This is a genomic window from Lysinibacillus sp. EB271-A1-10B (genome assembly GCF_058791335.1).
Map to the genome: position 1 here is coordinate 65,466 of NZ_JBYTDL010000023.1, position 17,396 is coordinate 82,861.

The window sequence follows — 17,396 nt, forward strand, 5'->3', positions numbered from 1 at the left end:
CCGTAGTTTTCTAACGTATTAAGCTAACAATCTAGGTGCCTGCGCTAGAATCGCTAGCAATTCTATAGGTTCGCACGTGTCTAGTTCGGCAAATAACGCAGCTGACTCATCAGTCCAGGCAAAATGAACTTCATTATCTCCGATGTGTAATGTTGCTTCATCTGCATAACCTAGTTGCTTATAGACTTCTAAATGCACTCCGGCGAAAAATTCGGTTCTTACTACTTCATAATTAAAGCCTGGCTCAATCTCAATGATTTGTGTTTGTGTGTTCATAAAAACGACCTCCCATAAATATATTTTTGGTACGCATACAAGTACCACTTCTGTTATTATTATATGGTACGCTATTGCGTAACGTCAAGTATATTTTAGGAGGAATTTTAAATGGCTAAGCAAGTGGTTATTAAAATTGATTACTTAATTGAAAAGTACGAGGTTAAATCATTAAGGAAATTGGCGGAAATGTGCGATATAAGACATGCAGCATTAAGCGAATTGAATAATGGTAAAAGAAGAAATATCAACTTCGGACACATCGAGAGGATCGCTGAGACTTTAGGGATTGAGGATATTACTGAGATAATTGATTTTGTAGAAGCAGACGAAGAAAAAGCGCTCTAGCATATTGCTAGGCGCTCTTTTTATTTAAATACCCCTTCTATAATTAACACAAGATCCTTCCAAAATGAGAAAAGCAACACGAAACCAATTACTAATGAAATAATAGCACCAGTTAATATTGGATGCCTATTTGCAAAGTTATCTTTTTCAACAGCTTTATCATTTCTGTTTAAATGATGCCCAATACTGGATTTTGATATTTTATTATTATTTCCAATACGAATTCCAGAATTATTATTCCTCATAACTTTTACACCTCAGAATGCCCAATTTCACTTTTAGTAATCTTATTATTATCACCTATATTAATTGAGTTATCATTAATAAGTTGAAGTAAATTAAATATAACTAAATTACGTTCCTCTGTTCCTCTGCTTTCTAGTTGATCTTCTATGTCCAAGCTATCAATATCTTCAAATTCTTTTTCTAATTCTAATATAATATCAATTAATTTTGATTTCGCAATTGATTTAATAGCTTCAATTTGGTTGGTTGAAACTACTGTTTGCATCGATATAATTTGAAACCCTGCACTAGATAATTTATAGCACAATTCTGAGGGAATTGGCTTTCCGAATTTACTTTCTTTATCTTCACACACTCTCTCTAATACAGCAATTCCATCAGTAATTTCTACAGTAGCAATATCTTCATACGTGGGGAATTCTAACTTTTTTTGTTTTATTAGAGCTTTAATTGGTACTTTATAATTTTTGTGGTCCAATACTCTATTTAAAATACAATGTCCTTTCACTTCTCCCTCAAATACCCTATAAGAAGGTAATTTCATTCCTTCTCTATATCCTGCTAATTCGCCTTCAACCCAATCACTAATTTCACTATTGTTAAAATCTTTTAATATCACTTTTAAACGCATCAATATAGACTCAATATCACCATTCCCTAAAGCTAAATCTTTTAGTAATTGGCTCTTTGCCATAATAATCACCCCTAAAATCCCATTTATTAAATGATAACCTATAATTATATTTAAATCCTAATTAAAGAAATTTTCGTTCATTTTATATCTATATATTTGACATATACCATCTGACCATACATCATGAAGCCGAGATAAGGAAAACGGCTTGGCGCTGATTTCGGTTGCCTACGTTAGAGACTCAAAAAGAATCAACTAACATAGACAGCCGATTCCATGAATCCTCAATTAAGGTATCCGTATTGTATGCCCTTGTTTAATCGCGATCCTTTCGAATCGATACACGTAGTTTCTACTTCTGCCCCCGAAACGTCATGTAATCCGTCTACACACCTTTTGTATGTATCGTAAATGCTTATCCTACTGATATGAGGAACTCGGCAACAATTACAATATATCGTGTACCCTGCGTGACCTTAGCCACTCAGACCTTCCGCTCCTGACCGATTATGTGCGTCAACCACATTCAGACACTACGAAAAACAAGGAACTCGCTTATTGTGTCCTAGCCGAATTTACTGCGTTGGCTCGGCGTAACCTGACGTGTTTTTTAATGACGCTTAACGGCTTCTCGTCAGTGAGCGTTCCTAAAAAAGACAATAGGAAACTAGACCTTTGCATTTTATCTTTTTTTCAAGTAAAATGAAGGCATATCATCGCTCATATTCAATTATGGGTGAAACACTTATGCTGGCGGGCATATTTGTGTTAAATCGGAATAAGAAAGGTCTAGCGTTGGAGCGCTAGGCTTTTTCTTTTTTTATTTACGGAGTTTTGTTCTCAGTTTCCGTAAAGGAGAATACTCTAAGTGCTTAACCTGCACGTCACTGTCAGTCATCTGCACATATCTTCGAGTCATTGAAATACTGGAATGTCCTAAAATCCGCATTAGCGTATACGGATCACCGCCATTTAAAATAAAATTGCGGGCAAACGTATGTCTCCAGGTATGTGCGGTACTTCGAATTTCTTTACCAACTCCGGTAACATCTCCGTAATACTTCAACCGTTTATTCATCTGCGTATCTCGTACTTCCTCACCGTAACAAGATAAGAAAATACGCTTCGATTCCGGGAAATGCTGCTTATTCTCGTCTACCAACTCAAATAGAAGTTTTAATGTATCTTGCGAAATCGGTACAACTCTATAGCGACGATTTTTATTAAACTCTGCTCCTAAATGAATGCAACGAGTCTTAACGTCGATTGATTCAGGAATAATCGAAAGCAATTCATTCATTCGCATTCCCGTATCTAATAGACAAATTTGAAAAACATAATCGCGGAATCCTACGTAAGTTCGTTGATCGCAGGCGTTTATTAATGCTTCGATTTGCTCATCTGTAAACGATTCTATTTTGTCTATATCGTCTTTTTGGCATCTGATATTATCCATTGGACTTACGCGTACCATGTTCTCCGCCTTCCAAAAATTGAAGGCCACTTTTAAAGCTCTGATCCGCATATTAATAGTTGCAGACGATAATCCTTTTCCATAGTCACCGTTCATGTATTTATGGTTTTTAAAGCGCGGTGCTTCTTCTGTTAAATAACGAATGTAATCACGGCACATTGTCGATGTAATATCGTTAACATATCGAACCTTATAATCAGCCTCGAATAACCATTCGGTAAAATAACGCCAAGTGTTCGAATAATCCTCTTGCGTCCTTCTCCGAATACCTTCGCCAATCTTAGCGGTAATGAAATAATTCCACCCGTCAGACAGACCGATTTTATGTACGGTCCTAATCGATTCATTTTCACGCGTCTCTACTCTTGCTCTACGTCGTTTAATTGAACGGTTTTTAGACATAAAAAAAACGCTCCCCTCCGTATCGTTTTTCAATACGTAAGAAAGCGCAATTTAGCGTTAATATTCATATATCCGATAGAAACCAACTAACAACTAGTCGGTATAAATACGTAAGCATGACGTTCCACTGTCCGATCAATTCGATTAGTCACAAATCTCAGGCGTACCTTCACGTTTTGCTGTTTTGAAAGACGTACCACAGCCACATGATGCGATAGCATTTGGATTATCGATCGTGAAGCCACCGCCCATTAGCGATTGTTTATAGTCAATTTTTGTCCCCATTATAATCGGCGCATCTTCACGGGAAACAAGAATTGTTAAACCATGTTGTATATCTTCAAAATCATCTTCTTTTTTCTCTTGATCAAAATGCATACCGTAAGATAGGCCACTGCATCCGCCACCATTAACAACTACACGTAAAAACGCACCTTGCTCTTCATTGTGCTCCATCATTTCATTAATATGAAAGACAGCCGCTTCAGTAATTTCAATTACTTGCTTTAAACTTGTCATCCCAATCACCTTCCTTCTTAATTATTATCATATCAATTTTGACTATTGTATGACAAATATTCAGCTCCAAGAGGATTTTTGGCACAACAACAAAAGATAGGATGACATTTGTTAATACGTATGCTTTGTAGTTAATCTTCGTTCCGACTGGGCGACTCCTCGGGGATCAGCGATAGAGGAACGAAATCAACCTCACATTATTGTGACAAAGCTGATATTAGTAAAAATTCTAATATTTTTCACATTAATAGTAATTTTTATTCATGTTTATAAAATAATCATTGGTATAATAGTTGTAATCACTCGATGAAAGAGGTATAAAATATGGAGATTTCACCTTATTACGAAAAAAAAATTCAATGTCTTCATTGCAAAAAAGAATTTCCAACATTAAAAGTACGCTCTAAATTCATTAAAGTAGATCATACAGAAACAGATTTTCATCCTATTTATGCAGACGGTGTAAATGCACTTTATTATAATGTATTTGTTTGTGAGCATTGCGGCTTTTCATTTACAGAAGACTTTTCAAAATATTTCGCCCCTGGCACGCAAGATGAAATTCGCATACAAATTACAGAAAAATGGGTACACCATGACTTTAAGGGAGAACGCACTGTATTCCAAGCGATACAAGCTTATAAATTAGCGTTCCTTTGCGGTACGATTAAAAAAGAGAAATTTGTTGCTATAGCTGGGCTTACATTACGTCTTGCATGGCTGTATCGTTCACTAAAAAACGAAGGCCAAGAGCAGCGTTTTATGACAATGGCCCGAGATTACTATATGGATTCTTATTCAAATGAGGATTACAGCTCTACTCAAATGTCAGATGTACGAATTATGTATATGATCGCTGAACTATCACGACGCATCGGTGATTTAGAAAATGCTACTCGCTTCTTCTCAAAGGTCATTGAGAAGCAAAGTGTTGGTGGAGAAGCGAAGATCATTGATATGGCTAAGGAACAATGGGCAATTATTCGAGAAGAAAAAGAACACGCTCGCCAAGTATAAGAAAAAAAGTTCTAGCGTGAATGAATCAGCTAGAACTTTTTTAGTCGTTTTAGAATACTTGCTCTACTTCAATAATACCTGGTACTTCTTCTAATAATGCGCGTTCGATACCAGCTTTAAGTGTGATTGTTGAACTTGGGCAACTACCACATGCACCTAATAAACGTAATTTTACAATGCCGTCTTCTACATCTACTAATTCACAGTCTCCACCGTCACGTAGTAAGAATGGGCGTAATTTATCTAATACCTCTTGAACTTGATCGTTAATTGTTGCTTCTGCCATTTGTCTCGACTCCTTTCCTTATAATGATTATAATGTTAGCAACAGAAAAAATCCAATATAGAATCACGAGGAGTGGAAATGCTATGAGTCAAACGAAACCACAGATTGAAATTTACGGAACAGAGGTTATTTGCGCTAGCTGTGTTAATGCACCATCTTCAAAAGATACATATGAATGGCTACAAGCAGCCATAGATCGAAAATATCCAAACCAAGGATATGATATTCGTTATATCGATATTGAAGGACCAATTGAGAATGAGCGCGATCAAGATTATGCTGCACGCATTCAAGATGATGAATTTTTTTATCCGCTTGTCCTTATAAATAATGAAGTAGTCGGCGAAGGATATGTGCAACTAAAGCCTGTATTTACTGCACTTGAAAAGCTAGGTTTCACGCCAGATGAAACTGTTTAATCCTAGCACAACGTCGATTTTGGGCGCATTGTTTATGTGCGCGACAGCGGCAGTAATGTCGAGGCATGATTGATAGAAAAATAAGGGATTGTTTCGAAATAAATTTCGAAGCAATCCCTTTTTAATTTAATCGTTTTGACGTTTGTAGTACCATAATAGTCCTGATTTCATTAAGCGTGCGATACGCCCTGTTACTGTTGTATCTGCTAAATAAACAAAGCCTTGTTTTTTACCAAGCGCTCCCATGAAACCTTTTAACTTGATATCAGGCATTTTTTCAGGTAAGTTTTCGCCATTCCAACGCATGCGAAGTACTTTTACGATTTGTTCTGCTTGTTCCTCTGCTAACTGTGCAGTTGGAGGTAATTCTGAAGCAGCACAGTCACCTACAATATATACATGCTCGTCATCAAGAAGATTGAAATATTGTGTTACAAGAGGACGACCTTGTTTATCTTTCTCAACTTCCAAATCACGAACAATTTTGACTGGCTGTACACCAGCAGTCCATACTACAGTATCGAGTGCAATTTCTTCATCATGATTGTAAATTTTACCTTGTTCGATTTTTGTAATATTTGAATTGGCAATCACTTCAACATCATTCTTTACGAACCAGTCTTTTACATATTTACTTAGCTTTTCTGGGAAGTCCTTTAGAATACGTGGACCACGGTCGAATAGCTTTATTTTTAAATCAGAACGACTTTCACGTAGCTCACTTGCAAGCTCAATACCACTTAAGCCCGCTCCTACAATTCCGACTGAAGAGCCTGCTGGTAAACCACAAAGTGCTTGGAATGTTGAACGTGATTTCGCCATTGTCTGAATGCTATATGTGTACTCCTCTGCACCTGGTACACCATGATATTTATCCTCACAGCCAAGACCTACAACTAAATCATCATATTCAATATGTTGTCCATCTTCTAGAATGACTACTTTTTCCGCACGATTAATTTCAACAACTTCTCCGTATACAGCCGTTAAACGTTCATGCTCCGGGAAGCATACACGAATTTCTTTATCTGTTGCAGTCCCTGCTGCTAATGCGTAAAATTCTGTTTTTAAACTATGGAAAGGGGCTCTGTCTACTATCACAACTTCTTTGTCTATTGGAAGGTTTGGTAATAGTCGAAGCATGACACGCATATTGCCGTAGCCGCCACCTAAAAGTACTAATTTTCCCATAATAGTCTCCTTTTATATCTCTTATATTAATTGTTCACAAAGTATCCACAAATGAGTATAACCGATTGTGAGAAGTTTCACAATATCATAATGCAATTTTGTGAAAGATTTCACAAAATAAATGATAACTTGCCTTTTTCGAACGGCTTTTGAATGATTACATCCCTTTCATCACTTTTGCAAAGATCGTTTAACACTGTAGCGAGTCATCATTTTGTATGCATCCAGCTTTAACACTGAATATCGCCTTTTATCTCACGGCCAACTCAAATTATTGACGAATGTTTTAAAAGCGAGTAGCATTACCTTGGTGAGGTGACACGTATGAATCCAATGGTTGAATTTTGTATAAGTAATTTAGCAAATGGCTCTCAAAAAACATATGAAGTACTAGAACGCGATCCAAACATCGACGTTTTGGAATATGGCTGCCTTAGTTACTGTACAAAATGTTCAGAATCATTTTATGCAATCGTCAATGGTGAATTAGTTGAAGCTGGTTCTCCTGAAGAGTTGACGAATGCCATTTATCAATTTATTGAAGACAATCCGTTATGGTAATGAAGGCTTAATACCTCATTCATATAATGTTGAAACGCTTACTATTAAATTTGAACATATAAAAAGGATGTTATGCCAAAAAAATCGACATAAGCATCCTTTTTTTATGTTTGAACTTTTTATACGGATATTTGGACAGCAATTGAAAAGTAAATTTAAACCCGATTTCATCTCACACCTATAGAAAATGGGAGACTTCGGATGAAAGAAGTTAAATTAATGCTTCAACCACATAAGTAGGTTGCTGTTCCTTCTCAAGTACAACCTTTGAAGGTGTAACACCTGTATTTACATGGATTGTGTCACAGCCAAAACGAATCCCACACATAATATCTGTGTCGTAATTATCGCCAATCATCACCATTTCATCTTTCATAAAGCCATGCTCTGTCGCAATGACTTCAAGCATTGCAGGGGATGGTTTACCGATATAGAGTGGCTCAACGTCTGCAACCTCACCAACTAATCGGGCAAATGATCCATTACCAGGGAGGAATCCATGTTCTGTTGGGAATTTAATATCTTGATTCGTAGCTATAAACGTTGCCCCATTTTGCACAGCAATCGTTGCCTTCGCAAGTGCCATATAATCTAGATTTCGATCAATCCCCATAACAAATACCTCTGGCTCATCCTCGGTAGGTTCAATGCCTTCATTAAATAACGCTTTACGAATACCATCAGAACCTAACATGGCTACTTTTTTGCCAGGGAAATTCAAGGCTACATATTTCGCTGTAACTAATGCACTAGAGTAAATATGATCTAACGGTGCATTCACACCAATAGCGTTTAAAGCTTCCTGCAGCTGCTCTCTTGTCTTAGAAGAATTGTTTGTTACGTAAAATGGCTCAATTCCAGCTTGTTGTAACTGATGTATAAAAGTTATCGCAGAAGGAATTCCATCCTTCCCACGGTACACTGTCCCATCTAAATCAAAGCAATAGGCCTTGTAGGTTTTCATTGATGATCCTCTGGTAAAAATGCTGAAACAGGGCCAAGTTCATTTGTTAAGTAACTATTCACAGCTGGTGAGAATTGTTTTAATGCTGGTAAAGTAGCTGTTAATACATTCACAACTCCTTGAACATCAACATCTGTAAATTCACGAACAAGCATTTTACGTAAGCCAACTACTGCTTTTAATGGTTCTTCCATTTCAGTAGATACGACTTTTTCATCGATTAAAATATCAATAATATCCTCATAGCTTCCTGGATCACGCATAATGAAACCGTCAATCATTAAATTTCCAACATCCATCATTGACTCCATCACATTGTGACCAATTCGCTCGATTGCTAATTCCTTAATATCGTTTTCTAGCCAGCTATTTTCTGACTCTAAAATAGCTAATAGCCCATCTAAGTACTGTAAATTTTTTGTGATTTTATTACGATCTACAAAATACACAAGGAAAGCCCCCATTCAAATCTTTAAAAGTTGATAGTCATTTCTCTTCTATAGTACCATATCTATAGGACTGGAAGGAGATTAAAAGATGGAACGTTTTTTTTTATATGATGATGTAGAAGATACAAAAACACGCTTTGTTAGTTTTGCTGGGGAAAAGTTACGTTATGATTTAGCCATTTTGCAATCGGGTCGTTTCTTTGGGAAAGTGCTTGTCATGGACATCCAATTTGGGCGCTTTGCAATAATCGGTCCAGATGATGTAGAAGAGCCTGGCTATCTTGAACACGTTTATAATCGTACAGAGGAAGATACAGTCGAGCTACGAGAATATTTACGTGAATTATTAAATTAACACCATTCAAATTCGTGTTTCATGAGAAGACAAGCTGAAACCTAGATGGTGTTTATGGAACACGAATTTCGAGGCTCCTCACAAAATGCTGGTGGATCATGCAAACAATTAAGAATTAAATACAAAAAAAATTCCGCTTTTCTGCAGACATAAGGATATACTTTATGCACTGTACTACAGAAAGAAGGCGGAATTTCTTTTGTAAGAATCTTATTGAGGAGCATTGTATCGTGCCCCTACTTTTCATTATTTATAGTAGCAGGATTATCCTTATTGTGAGGCTTGTCTTTGTTTTCATTGTCGTTTTGTTTTTTGGCTTGTTGATTTTGTCCAATTACTCCTAAATCATCCACACTAATATCAAAGCCAAATCCATATTCTTCTCGATCTAACGATTTTTTATTTTCTTTAGTCAAATTAATCACCTCCAATAAATAAATTATCCTTTTTCAAATGTTTTATACGCTTTTTCTTTCTATCTCAACAACACTAGCTTTAAGCTGTTGCATCCTTAATAATCCAATCAGCAGCACTAATTAAATCTGGAAAAACCGCATCTGCGAGCGGATCTTTTGCACCTAAAAACACTCCCTTAGTTCCTGCTCGTTTCCCTGCTATAATATCTGTATCCGTATCTCCAACCATGTAGGATTTTGCCAAGTCTATATTATATTTTTCACCAAGGTCAACGATTAATTTACTATTAGGTTTACGGCACGCACAGCCAGACTTTGGTTTATGGGGACAATAGACGACTTCATGGATAGTGGCACCTTCTTTTTTCAATTCCTTCACCATATGCTCATGAATTTTTTGAAGCTTCGTTTCTTTCATATATCCCAATCCAACGCCGCCTTGATTGGTTACTACAAATATATAGTCAAAGTATTTATTCAATTTTTTTATTGCTTCCGGAACATGAGGTAGGAAATAAAGTTCATTAGGTTTGTTTACAAATTTAACGCGATCCGTTAATACTTCATTGATGACCCCATCACGGTCCAAAAATACAGCTTTTTTCATCTAAACAACACACACCTTTAATATAAAATAAGTAGGTTGCTATAAAAGCCAAGTATACAGGCTCATTTCCATAGCGTGAGGTTGATTTCCGTTCCGGCTGGGCGCTTTGCCGCTGACGCTTCGCTTTCGCGCAGAGCAGAGCTTCCTGGGGGCGTCCGATGAGCCGCTTCGCTTCGCTGCAGGGTCTCGGGCCAACACTATGTTGGTCACGAAGGCGTTATCACAGGATGTGATGATTTTAGCCTTCGTTCCTCAATTGCTGATCCCCAAGGAGTCGCCCAGCCTCCACTCCAATCAACTTATCTCATTCTGAATATGTTTTATTAAGTGCCAACCCAACGTGGGTGAAAAGCCAAAAATAAAACAATTTATTGTATTCACTTTTATTATTACCATTTTTTAAAAACCTATCACTACAAAGTAAAAACCTGATGCAAATTGCATCAGGTTTTAAATGTTTATTCTGCTATTTGTTCATTCTCAGCAAGCTTTGTCACTTGACTATCTTCACTTACTACAGCTACTGGCTGCTGAGTAGATTTACCGGATTTGCGCAAGACGAAATAGGCACAGCCAAAATTACAATACTCGTATAGGTAATCTTGTAGTGTACTAATCTTTGTATCGAAAGTGGCTTTCTGATTTTTATCGTCAAAAAAGCCTTTTAAGCGCAATTGATTATAACCCCAGTCGCCCACAATATAATCATATCTAGCTAAAATATCCGAGTATCGCTCTTGGAACACTTCCTCTTCGAAAGCTTCTCGGTAATCTTTTATAAGCTCGTATTCATATCCTTCAATAGTAATCAAAGTGACACCACCTTCCATTTCAACATTTGTTTTTACAGTTCTGTTTGTAATTGACGTTCTTTTGTTGCTTCGTTTACTTGTTCATCAGCATGATAGCTACTACGTACAAGTGGGCCTGCTTCACAATGCTTAAATCCTTTTTCCATTGCGATTTTACGAAGTTTACCGAACTCTATTGGTGAATAATACTTTTTAACAGCTAAATGCTTTTTCGTCGGCTGTAAGTATTGACCAATTGTCATAATATCTACGTCAATTGCTCGTAAATCATCCATAACTTCTAAAATTTCTTCTTCTGTTTCACCTAAGCCTATCATTAAAGATGATTTCGTAGGGATGTCTGGCTGCATCTCTTTTGCCAAACGTAGAAACTCTAATGAGCGCTCATATTTTGCACGAGCACGTACTCTTGGCGTTAAGCGACGTACGGTTTCAATATTATGATTTAAAATATCTGGCTTCGCATCCATTAATAATTGAAGGTTTTCTTTCACGCCACCTAAATCGGACGGTAAAACTTCAACCGATGTAGCCGGACTTTTACGACGAATCGCACGCACAGTTTCAGCTAATACTTGCGCACCGCCATCCTTTAAATCATCACGCGCAACCATTGTAATAACAACGTGCTTCAAGTTCATAATAGCAACAGAATCTGCTACGCGTTCTGGCTCAGCTAAGTCTAATTCATTTGGTAAGCCTGTTTTAACAGCACAGAAACGGCAAGCACGTGTACAAACAGATCCAAGAATCATCATTGTTGCTGTACGGCGTTCACCCCAGCATTCATGAATATTAGGACAGCGTGCTTCCTCACATACAGTATGCAGATTTTTTTCTCGCATGAGCTTCTTTAGCCCTTTATATTCATCATTTGTGTTTAGTTTAATTTTTAGCCAATCTGGCTTTCTTAAGTATTCTTCTTTCTCTTTACTTGTAGGTTTACAAGATGTCATACGATATCGCCCCTATCAGAAATGTGCATTTTTTCTATTAACTATCTTCACTGTTGTCAATGTAACATAATATATGAACTCCAACAACTATCACAGTAACATTTCTATTCTTTAAAAGGCACAGGTATTTCAAGGGACGGCTGTGTTGCTGAATCACCACTTGAATAAACATTTGGCACTTGCCCCTTTGTTAAACCCATTGCCACCGGAATATCCTGAGAAACTGTAGCTGTTTTACTAGCAAAAGGGACAATAATTTGTACATTTACCTCTAAATGAATTCCTACCTGAACAAATGCACTATTAATACCATACTCCGTTATTGAAGAAGTAACTTCACTATGCACATTTCCAACTACGTGAAAGCGTACCGGAATTTTAGGTCCTAAATTCCCGAGTAAAGGAATATTGGCAGCCTGGCTAATAGGTACATAAAAAACAACTCCATTGCCTTCTTTTATCTTGTTAAAATCATATTCAACATTATCAAGATTCGGTAAGTTAGACAAGTCACCTTCCTCAGCCTGCTCTAAATTCATTTTTACTTGCTTTACCGTTTCGGCACGGACTCGATTAATTACTTCAGTATTAATTTTCAAATCCGAGTTGTTGCCAGGGGAAACCTCTACAAGAACATCATTAATATCTAAAGCATTTGATGTGGCATTACTTACAACATAGGATGCAATCTTATTCGTTTGTATTTCAGCATATTCTAAGTAGGTTGGCATAAGCCGTTCATTCAGAAAATAGATAAATAAAAAAATACCAACAATAACGCTTACAATTAAAAGGGGTATACGATTCAACCGTTTTTTTCCCCTTTTGCTATAGTTACCATGCTGACTATATGATCGTAATTTCATCCTTTTTCGAGGGAAAAACAAAAAAATCTCCTCCTGTTCCATAACGTATGAACAGGAGAAGATTTTTATTCGATTTTCGATGGGACAACGTAATCCGCTTCAACACTTTCAATGATTACGTTTGGGTAGTCCACTAAATTAACTTCATATGTAGCTGCTAATATTTGATTTTGCTCCTCAAAAATACGAATCCACGGCATTGCTGGATCCAATGTATTTTGTCTTGATACGATACCTCGACGGCCGTCCGATAATTTTAAAATAACACCGTTAGGATAATGGACCACAGACATTTTCAATGCATTGACAACACGTGCATCGTATATAGTGCCAGAGCCTGCTTCTACAATTGCTAGGCCCTGAGAAGGTAGCATTTTTTCACGATATACCCGGCTTGTCGTCACTGCATCAAAGACGTCAGCAACACCAATAATTTTTGCAAACGGATGGATTTCAAAATCAACTAACCCCCGTGGATAGCCACTCCCATCAATCCGTTCGTGATGTTGGAAGGCACAATGTGCAACAATCAATGATATGGTATGTAAATTTCGTAACAAATCAAACCCATATCGAGTATGCTGCTTCATTGTTTCAAACTCGTCAAACGTTAGGCGCCCAGGTTTTGTCAAAATCTCTTTTGGTACCATAAGCTTCCCTATGTCATGTAACAAAGCGCCAATTCCAATTATACGTAAATCCTCTGCTGAGTAACCAAGCTCTTTAGCAATCGCTATCGAATAAAGAGTGACTTGAAAGGAGTGTTGATATAAATATTCATCAAATAAATATGCATCTGTTAGTATTGTTAAAATTTCATCATTGCCACTAACTACCGATAGTAACTCATCTACAATTGAGAGAATTGCCTTTGATTGTTGGTCAAGCACATAAGAGGCATTTACTGGACTTAAACCATCGATTGATTGGAAAGAATTTTTAATGGTTGAAATCGTTTTATTTCGAACAACAGTTGGGACTGTTTCCTCTACTTCAATACCCTCAGAAATTTTATCGTCAATATACAAATAATGAATATTTAATTGTTGAAGTCTTTGTATGATACGTTCATTAATGACAACATCTTTTTTTAAAAGAGGGTGTCCCGCCTCGTTCCAAATGGTTCTTGCTAAGACCATTCCTTCTTTTAATACATCGATTGAAATTAACCGCATGACCTTTTCCCCAATCCATTCTAAAAGCGTTTTATCTATTAGTGCTTAAAGAATCTTTGCCCATAATCTATCATAATATTTCGTAAAAATTCTGGTAGAATATATTTTTTCTTAGCATATTTAAAGCTTGGATAAAAATAACCAAACGTAAATAAATCAAGTGTGACTAATTTATAAATTCGATCGTTATCTGCAAGCTTCCCATTGATCAGTAATTGGCGATCTTCATTCATTGAAAAGCCATACGTTAACATCTTCCCAAAGATTACGCCTCTAAACCCTAATCCTTTAAGCTCAATATAAGGCCATTCTTCATTTTTAGATTGCTGGAAAATTTCTTTCATCTCAGCAACCGATAATTCAATCGTACATAAATTTATAGGATGTGGGAAAATTCTATGCAAATCAAGTGCCGTCACTGTTCCCTTAGGTAAACCATCTAAAAAAATACCCGCGTTAAATAACGCACAATCCGCTCCACTTTTCTCCAAAATAGCTCGCGCGAACAAATCGGATAATTGCGAATAATGGAACCATTCTTTGTTGTACGATTTTTCTGTAGTGAATACTGGCTTATCGAGTAATCGTTTGCCCTCATCTTCTAAAAACTGAACGATTTCATGTTCATTTTTAACCGTAGGCAAATCTTTATTATGAATTAAGAAATCCTCTTTTTCAACAATTTTCCTCATTTTTTTGTCATATTCTAACACAAGATGGCCCGTATATTGACCAAATTTCCCCCCACCAGTTAATAAAACGCCATTAATCAGCTTTCCATTCGGGAGAACATGATGTGTATGTGAGCCGAATATAACATCTATTTCTGGGCATTCCTCAGCTAAAAGCTCATCCTCTGTTATCCCTAAATGCGACAAACAAACTATAATATCTACTTCTTTACGAAGCTGATAGGCTAAGTGAATGAGTGAGTTTCGTGCCTCATCAATCTCCCAGTTTAATTCCTTATAATAAATTTCAAACATAGCCGTTGCTGCAATAACTGCAATCTTTGTGCCATAAGCAGTTGTTAATACAACATACGGTTTCATCCAAGCTGGATTTGTTCCATGTGAAGCATTTACATTAGCAACTACTACATCAAAAGCTGCTCCATCATATAAATGATACAGCTCCTCATGGGACAATGTTATACCTTCATTATTACCGATTGTCACAACATCGTAGCCCGCTTCATTTAATAACTTCACATTGCCCTTGCCAACTGTTGCTTCTGTATAAATATTTGAACGATCTAAATGATCGCCGACATCAAATAAATAGCTTGTCTCTCCCATGTTTGTAAGCTTTGTACGCATTTCTTTCACATGACTTTGCATTCGTGGCCAATATTTAAAATGACTATGCAAATCATTCGTATGAAAAACATGAATTTTTTCCAGCAATTAAGCCACCTCTTCTTTAAAATAGCTTCTATGTCTGTAGAAGAATTGCTATTAAATAATCAGACTTTAATATCATTATAAAGTTCATTTACAGATACTTCCAATCTATATTGGCTCATCATCAAAAGTTGTGGATGACATTTGTTAAAAGTATTCCTTGTATATAAGTTAACCTTCGTTCCAACTGGGCGACTCCTTTGGGATCAGCAATCGAGAAACGAAGGCTAAAACCATCACGTCCTGTGAGAACCCAATATTACAATAATCCCTCGATAATAGAACGAATTCCTAATAATAATAAAATAACTCGAAGTGCTACTACAAGCGTATCTGATTTAATTCTTTTATTTAATGCTGCCCCTAGCTTTGCTCCAATATAAGCTCCTGGAATAACAGGAATCGTATAAAGCCAAGGCACATTTCCTAAATAAATATGACTCGCTGAATTAACAAGCGACGATAAAAATACTAGGAACATCGATGTTGCTACTGCTACATGTGGTGGGAATAAAAATAAAATAATCATGGCAGGCACAATCATCGAGCCTCCACCGATACCAAATAATCCTGAGGCAAAGCCAATACAAAACGTTAATACAATGGCAAACCAAATTGGATACCCATATACATAGGTATTTCCTTCTTGATCTTCGAACTCTCGTTGCATACCGTTTTTTACAAACCATTCTACTGGTTTCAATTTATCACGTACAAGTAATATCGTCGCTAAAATAATAAGTAAAATACCAAAATATAAATTAAATGATGGTAAATCTAGCCCCTTATTTACCCATGCGCCCAGCATTGTGCCCGGAATACTCCCTATAAAAAAAATCCAACCACTTTTGTAATCTACTGTTTTAGATTTCATATAACTTAGTGTAGAAGCAAGTCCAGTGAAAATCATCATGACAACAGATAATCCAACTACTTTTTGAGGAGTGATCTCTGGAATCATCCCTAGATTTAACCCGACGAATAATGTCGCTGGAACTAAGACAACTCCTCCGCCAAGCCCAACCAATGAGCCAATTACCCCAGATAATAATGCAATAATAACTAAAAGAAAAAATTCCATTATAGTTCCCCTTCAAACATGTTTAATTGTTTAGGCGCTAATCCTACATCACTAATCGCTAAAATTCCTTGGAACTCTTTTGCATTTTTAGCGGCATGAAGCCCTGAGTTATTATTAAATAATACATATAGATCCTGCACTTCTGATTGGAGATGTTTTATATGCTGTCCCATCTGCTGCAACTCTTCCCTATTATAATCATATAAAAAGCGAACTTTCCGCCAGTTTTCGGCATTCCCGGTATTGCGCCATCCATGAATATTACGTCCATGAATGCGTACAAGTGCCTTTTTCGCAGTAGCCGTAGGATAAAATGGTACTGAGCCTACACCAGCCTGCGGTTCATCACAAATCGTATGAATGAATTGATGCTCTCGTAAAAAGTCCATTGTTTGCTGCACTACATTGTCTGCATACCATGTTCGATTGCGAAACTCAATAGCTAAATCAAAGCTTTTAAGCTGCTGCCTAATATACAATAAATATTGTACATTTTTAGTCTGACAGTCAAACCACGGTGGGAATTGTGCTAATACCATCGCTAGCTTCCCATGACGTTTAAATTCATTGGCACATTCGATAAAGGCATTAAACATGTCATTCTTCGATTCAAACGGTATGTCGCCACGTAAATGACCAGTCATTCCTTGATAAAGCTTCACAACAAAACGGAAATTTTCGGGTGTATCCTCACACCATTTCCGAACATTCTCTTTAGAAGGTATGGCATAAAAAGAGGTATCTACCTCTACCGTTAAAAAATGACCTGTATAATCGAATAATTTGTCCTTTGAGGCAGTCACTCCACTATACAGTGAAGGATGATCGCCCCAACCAGTTAATCCAACTATAATCATGTGACTCCCTCCTTCATGTACATTTATCATAGCATACACCTTCTAATTAAACGTATCTTAAAAAATCATAGCTCATAAATAA

23 protein-coding genes are annotated in these 17,396 nt (G+C 36.8%); 5 read left to right on the forward strand and 18 right to left on the reverse strand.

Annotated features, from left to right (window positions below; all coding sequences use genetic code 11):
- Nucleotides 1-18: 18 nt before the first annotated feature.
- Nucleotides 19-276 carry a hypothetical protein gene (locus AC3WSK_RS21750; protein WP_492412355.1) on the reverse strand — a complete coding sequence of 86 codons (258 nt, stop codon included), beginning with the start codon at nucleotides 274-276 and terminating at the stop codon, nucleotides 19-21.
- A gap of 111 nt (nucleotides 277-387) precedes the next feature.
- Here AC3WSK_RS21750 and AC3WSK_RS21755 point away from each other — a divergent pair, with 111 nt between their 5' ends.
- A complete protein-coding gene (locus tag AC3WSK_RS21755) occupies nucleotides 388-624 on the forward strand; it encodes a helix-turn-helix domain-containing protein (RefSeq protein WP_492412357.1) in 237 nt (78 codons plus the stop codon).
- Nucleotides 625-644: 20 nt separating this feature from the next.
- Here the strand turns inward: AC3WSK_RS21755 and AC3WSK_RS21760 are convergent, their stop codons facing one another.
- The 4 genes from AC3WSK_RS21760 to AC3WSK_RS21775 all read right to left on the reverse strand — a co-directional run bounded on the left by AC3WSK_RS21760 (nucleotide 645) and on the right by AC3WSK_RS21775 (nucleotide 3,899).
- A complete protein-coding gene (locus tag AC3WSK_RS21760) occupies nucleotides 645-869 on the reverse strand; it encodes a hypothetical protein (protein ID WP_492412359.1) in 225 nt (74 codons plus the stop codon).
- Between the two features lie 5 nt (nucleotides 870-874).
- Nucleotides 875-1,564 (reverse strand): AbiTii domain-containing protein, encoded by a 690-nt coding sequence (locus AC3WSK_RS21765; protein ID WP_492412361.1) that lies wholly within the window; start codon nucleotides 1,562-1,564, stop codon nucleotides 875-877.
- Between the two features lie 760 nt (nucleotides 1,565-2,324).
- Complete coding sequence (locus tag AC3WSK_RS21770) at nucleotides 2,325-3,380, reverse strand: tyrosine-type recombinase/integrase (protein WP_492412363.1); 1,056 nt, start codon at nucleotides 3,378-3,380, stop codon at nucleotides 2,325-2,327.
- A 144-nt stretch (nucleotides 3,381-3,524) separates the two neighbouring features.
- On the reverse strand, nucleotides 3,525-3,899 hold the full coding sequence (locus AC3WSK_RS21775; RefSeq protein ID WP_079561504.1) for a HesB/IscA family protein: 375 nt from the start codon (nucleotides 3,897-3,899) through the stop codon (nucleotides 3,525-3,527).
- 324 nt (nucleotides 3,900-4,223) lie between these two features.
- On the opposite strand from AC3WSK_RS21775, the gene AC3WSK_RS21780 reads away from it, so the two are divergent.
- The gene (locus tag AC3WSK_RS21780; protein WP_079561503.1) at nucleotides 4,224-4,916 is read left to right on the forward strand and encodes a DUF2225 domain-containing protein; all 693 of its coding nucleotides are present in this window, start codon (nucleotides 4,224-4,226) and stop codon (nucleotides 4,914-4,916) included.
- Nucleotides 4,917-4,965: 49 nt separating this feature from the next.
- Here AC3WSK_RS21780 and AC3WSK_RS21785 read toward each other — a convergent pair whose 3' ends face one another.
- Entirely contained in the window at nucleotides 4,966-5,202 is a 237-nt protein-coding gene (locus AC3WSK_RS21785) for a NifU family protein (protein ID WP_010857481.1), read from the reverse strand.
- 83 nt (nucleotides 5,203-5,285) lie between these two features.
- On the opposite strand from AC3WSK_RS21785, the gene AC3WSK_RS21790 reads away from it, so the two are divergent.
- Entirely contained in the window at nucleotides 5,286-5,621 is a 336-nt protein-coding gene (locus tag AC3WSK_RS21790) for a YuzD family protein (RefSeq protein WP_197144251.1), read from the forward strand.
- Nucleotides 5,622-5,747: 126 nt separating this feature from the next.
- Here the strand turns inward: AC3WSK_RS21790 and AC3WSK_RS21795 are convergent, their stop codons facing one another.
- Nucleotides 5,748-6,812, reverse strand: a complete 1,065-nt coding sequence (locus AC3WSK_RS21795) for an NAD(P)/FAD-dependent oxidoreductase (RefSeq protein WP_079561501.1) — start codon at nucleotides 6,810-6,812, stop codon at nucleotides 5,748-5,750.
- 324 nt (nucleotides 6,813-7,136) lie between these two features.
- On the opposite strand from AC3WSK_RS21795, the gene AC3WSK_RS21800 reads away from it, so the two are divergent.
- Nucleotides 7,137-7,373: a YuzB family protein gene (locus tag AC3WSK_RS21800; protein ID WP_427484736.1), complete on the forward strand. Its 237-nt coding sequence runs from the start codon at nucleotides 7,137-7,139 to the stop codon at nucleotides 7,371-7,373.
- Nucleotides 7,374-7,584: 211 nt separating this feature from the next.
- Here AC3WSK_RS21800 and AC3WSK_RS21805 read toward each other — a convergent pair whose 3' ends face one another.
- Together AC3WSK_RS21805 and AC3WSK_RS21810 are read right to left on the reverse strand one after the other, a co-directional pair.
- Nucleotides 7,585-8,337 carry a TIGR01457 family HAD-type hydrolase gene (locus AC3WSK_RS21805; RefSeq protein WP_079561499.1) on the reverse strand — a complete coding sequence of 251 codons (753 nt, stop codon included), beginning with the start codon at nucleotides 8,335-8,337 and terminating at the stop codon, nucleotides 7,585-7,587.
- Complete coding sequence (locus AC3WSK_RS21810; RefSeq protein ID WP_079561498.1) at nucleotides 8,334-8,786, reverse strand: DUF86 domain-containing protein; 453 nt, start codon at nucleotides 8,784-8,786, stop codon at nucleotides 8,334-8,336. The genes AC3WSK_RS21805 and AC3WSK_RS21810 overlap by 4 nt, the downstream gene beginning before the upstream one ends.
- Before the next feature lie 88 nt (nucleotides 8,787-8,874).
- Between AC3WSK_RS21810 and AC3WSK_RS21815 the strand changes: the two genes are divergently transcribed.
- Entirely contained in the window at nucleotides 8,875-9,141 is a 267-nt protein-coding gene (locus AC3WSK_RS21815) for a DUF3055 domain-containing protein (RefSeq protein WP_427484737.1), read from the forward strand.
- Nucleotides 9,142-9,377: 236 nt separating this feature from the next.
- Here AC3WSK_RS21815 and AC3WSK_RS21820 read toward each other — a convergent pair whose 3' ends face one another.
- The 9 genes from AC3WSK_RS21820 to AC3WSK_RS21860 all read right to left on the reverse strand — a co-directional run bounded on the left by AC3WSK_RS21820 (nucleotide 9,378) and on the right by AC3WSK_RS21860 (nucleotide 17,314).
- Nucleotides 9,378-9,572, reverse strand: coding sequence for a hypothetical protein (locus AC3WSK_RS21820; protein WP_079561496.1), 195 nt, complete (start codon nucleotides 9,570-9,572; stop codon nucleotides 9,378-9,380).
- Between the two features lie 64 nt (nucleotides 9,573-9,636).
- A complete protein-coding gene (locus AC3WSK_RS21825) occupies nucleotides 9,637-10,164 on the reverse strand; it encodes a D-glycero-alpha-D-manno-heptose-1,7-bisphosphate 7-phosphatase (protein WP_427484738.1) in 528 nt (175 codons plus the stop codon).
- A 458-nt stretch (nucleotides 10,165-10,622) separates the two neighbouring features.
- Complete coding sequence (locus AC3WSK_RS21830) at nucleotides 10,623-10,976, reverse strand: YutD family protein (protein ID WP_079561494.1); 354 nt, start codon at nucleotides 10,974-10,976, stop codon at nucleotides 10,623-10,625.
- A gap of 32 nt (nucleotides 10,977-11,008) precedes the next feature.
- Nucleotides 11,009-11,932 (reverse strand): lipoyl synthase, encoded by a 924-nt coding sequence (gene lipA / locus AC3WSK_RS21835; protein WP_079561493.1) that lies wholly within the window; start codon nucleotides 11,930-11,932, stop codon nucleotides 11,009-11,011.
- Between the two features lie 104 nt (nucleotides 11,933-12,036).
- The gene (yunB, locus tag AC3WSK_RS21840) at nucleotides 12,037-12,840 is read right to left on the reverse strand and encodes a sporulation protein YunB (protein ID WP_079561492.1); all 804 of its coding nucleotides are present in this window, start codon (nucleotides 12,838-12,840) and stop codon (nucleotides 12,037-12,039) included.
- A gap of 23 nt (nucleotides 12,841-12,863) precedes the next feature.
- Nucleotides 12,864-13,973, reverse strand: a complete 1,110-nt coding sequence (locus tag AC3WSK_RS21845) for an HD-GYP domain-containing protein (RefSeq protein ID WP_427484739.1) — start codon at nucleotides 13,971-13,973, stop codon at nucleotides 12,864-12,866.
- Between the two features lie 38 nt (nucleotides 13,974-14,011).
- Nucleotides 14,012-15,379, reverse strand: coding sequence for a bifunctional metallophosphatase/5'-nucleotidase (locus AC3WSK_RS21850; protein ID WP_079561490.1), 1,368 nt, complete (start codon nucleotides 15,377-15,379; stop codon nucleotides 14,012-14,014).
- Nucleotides 15,380-15,635: 256 nt separating this feature from the next.
- Nucleotides 15,636-16,457: a sulfite exporter TauE/SafE family protein gene (locus AC3WSK_RS21855; RefSeq protein WP_079561489.1), complete on the reverse strand. Its 822-nt coding sequence runs from the start codon at nucleotides 16,455-16,457 to the stop codon at nucleotides 15,636-15,638.
- Entirely contained in the window at nucleotides 16,457-17,314 is an 858-nt protein-coding gene (locus AC3WSK_RS21860; RefSeq protein WP_427484740.1) for a DUF72 domain-containing protein, read from the reverse strand. Before AC3WSK_RS21860 ends, AC3WSK_RS21855 begins: the two co-directional genes overlap by 1 nt.
- Nucleotides 17,315-17,396: the final 82 nt, after the last annotated feature.

Bases quoted from the DNA above. Each gene is read 5' to 3' on its own strand.
- AC3WSK_RS21770 (WP_492412363.1), bottom strand. From the start codon at position 3,380: ATGTCTAAAAACCGTTCAATTAAACGACGTAGAGCAAGAGTAGAGACG.
- AC3WSK_RS21800 (WP_427484736.1), top strand. From the start codon at position 7,137: ATGAATCCAATGGTTGAATTTTGTATAAGTAATTTAGCAAATGGCTCT.
- AC3WSK_RS21760 (WP_492412359.1), bottom strand. From the start codon at position 869: ATGAGGAATAATAATTCTGGAATTCGTATTGGAAATAATAATAAAATA.
- AC3WSK_RS21795 (WP_079561501.1), bottom strand. From the start codon at position 6,812: ATGGGAAAATTAGTACTTTTAGGTGGCGGCTACGGCAATATGCGTGTC.
- yunB (WP_079561492.1), bottom strand. From the start codon at position 12,840: ATGGAACAGGAGGAGATTTTTTTGTTTTTCCCTCGAAAAAGGATGAAA.
- lipA (WP_079561493.1), bottom strand. From the start codon at position 11,932: ATGACATCTTGTAAACCTACAAGTAAAGAGAAAGAAGAATACTTAAGA.
- AC3WSK_RS21785 (WP_010857481.1), bottom strand. From the start codon at position 5,202: ATGGCAGAAGCAACAATTAACGATCAAGTTCAAGAGGTATTAGATAAA.
- AC3WSK_RS21750 (WP_492412355.1), bottom strand. From the start codon at position 276: ATGAACACACAAACACAAATCATTGAGATTGAGCCAGGCTTTAATTAT.
- AC3WSK_RS21780 (WP_079561503.1), top strand. From the start codon at position 4,224: ATGGAGATTTCACCTTATTACGAAAAAAAAATTCAATGTCTTCATTGC.
- AC3WSK_RS21815 (WP_427484737.1), top strand. From the start codon at position 8,875: ATGGAACGTTTTTTTTTATATGATGATGTAGAAGATACAAAAACACGC.
- AC3WSK_RS21825 (WP_427484738.1), bottom strand. From the start codon at position 10,164: ATGAAAAAAGCTGTATTTTTGGACCGTGATGGGGTCATCAATGAAGTA.
- AC3WSK_RS21790 (WP_197144251.1), top strand. From the start codon at position 5,286: ATGAGTCAAACGAAACCACAGATTGAAATTTACGGAACAGAGGTTATT.
- AC3WSK_RS21755 (WP_492412357.1), top strand. From the start codon at position 388: ATGGCTAAGCAAGTGGTTATTAAAATTGATTACTTAATTGAAAAGTAC.
- AC3WSK_RS21855 (WP_079561489.1), bottom strand. From the start codon at position 16,457: ATGGAATTTTTTCTTTTAGTTATTATTGCATTATTATCTGGGGTAATT.
- AC3WSK_RS21860 (WP_427484740.1), bottom strand. From the start codon at position 17,314: ATGATTATAGTTGGATTAACTGGTTGGGGCGATCATCCTTCACTGTAT.
- AC3WSK_RS21775 (WP_079561504.1), bottom strand. From the start codon at position 3,899: ATGACAAGTTTAAAGCAAGTAATTGAAATTACTGAAGCGGCTGTCTTT.
- AC3WSK_RS21765 (WP_492412361.1), bottom strand. From the start codon at position 1,564: ATGGCAAAGAGCCAATTACTAAAAGATTTAGCTTTAGGGAATGGTGAT.
- AC3WSK_RS21845 (WP_427484739.1), bottom strand. From the start codon at position 13,973: ATGCGGTTAATTTCAATCGATGTATTAAAAGAAGGAATGGTCTTAGCA.
- AC3WSK_RS21805 (WP_079561499.1), bottom strand. From the start codon at position 8,337: ATGAAAACCTACAAGGCCTATTGCTTTGATTTAGATGGGACAGTGTAC.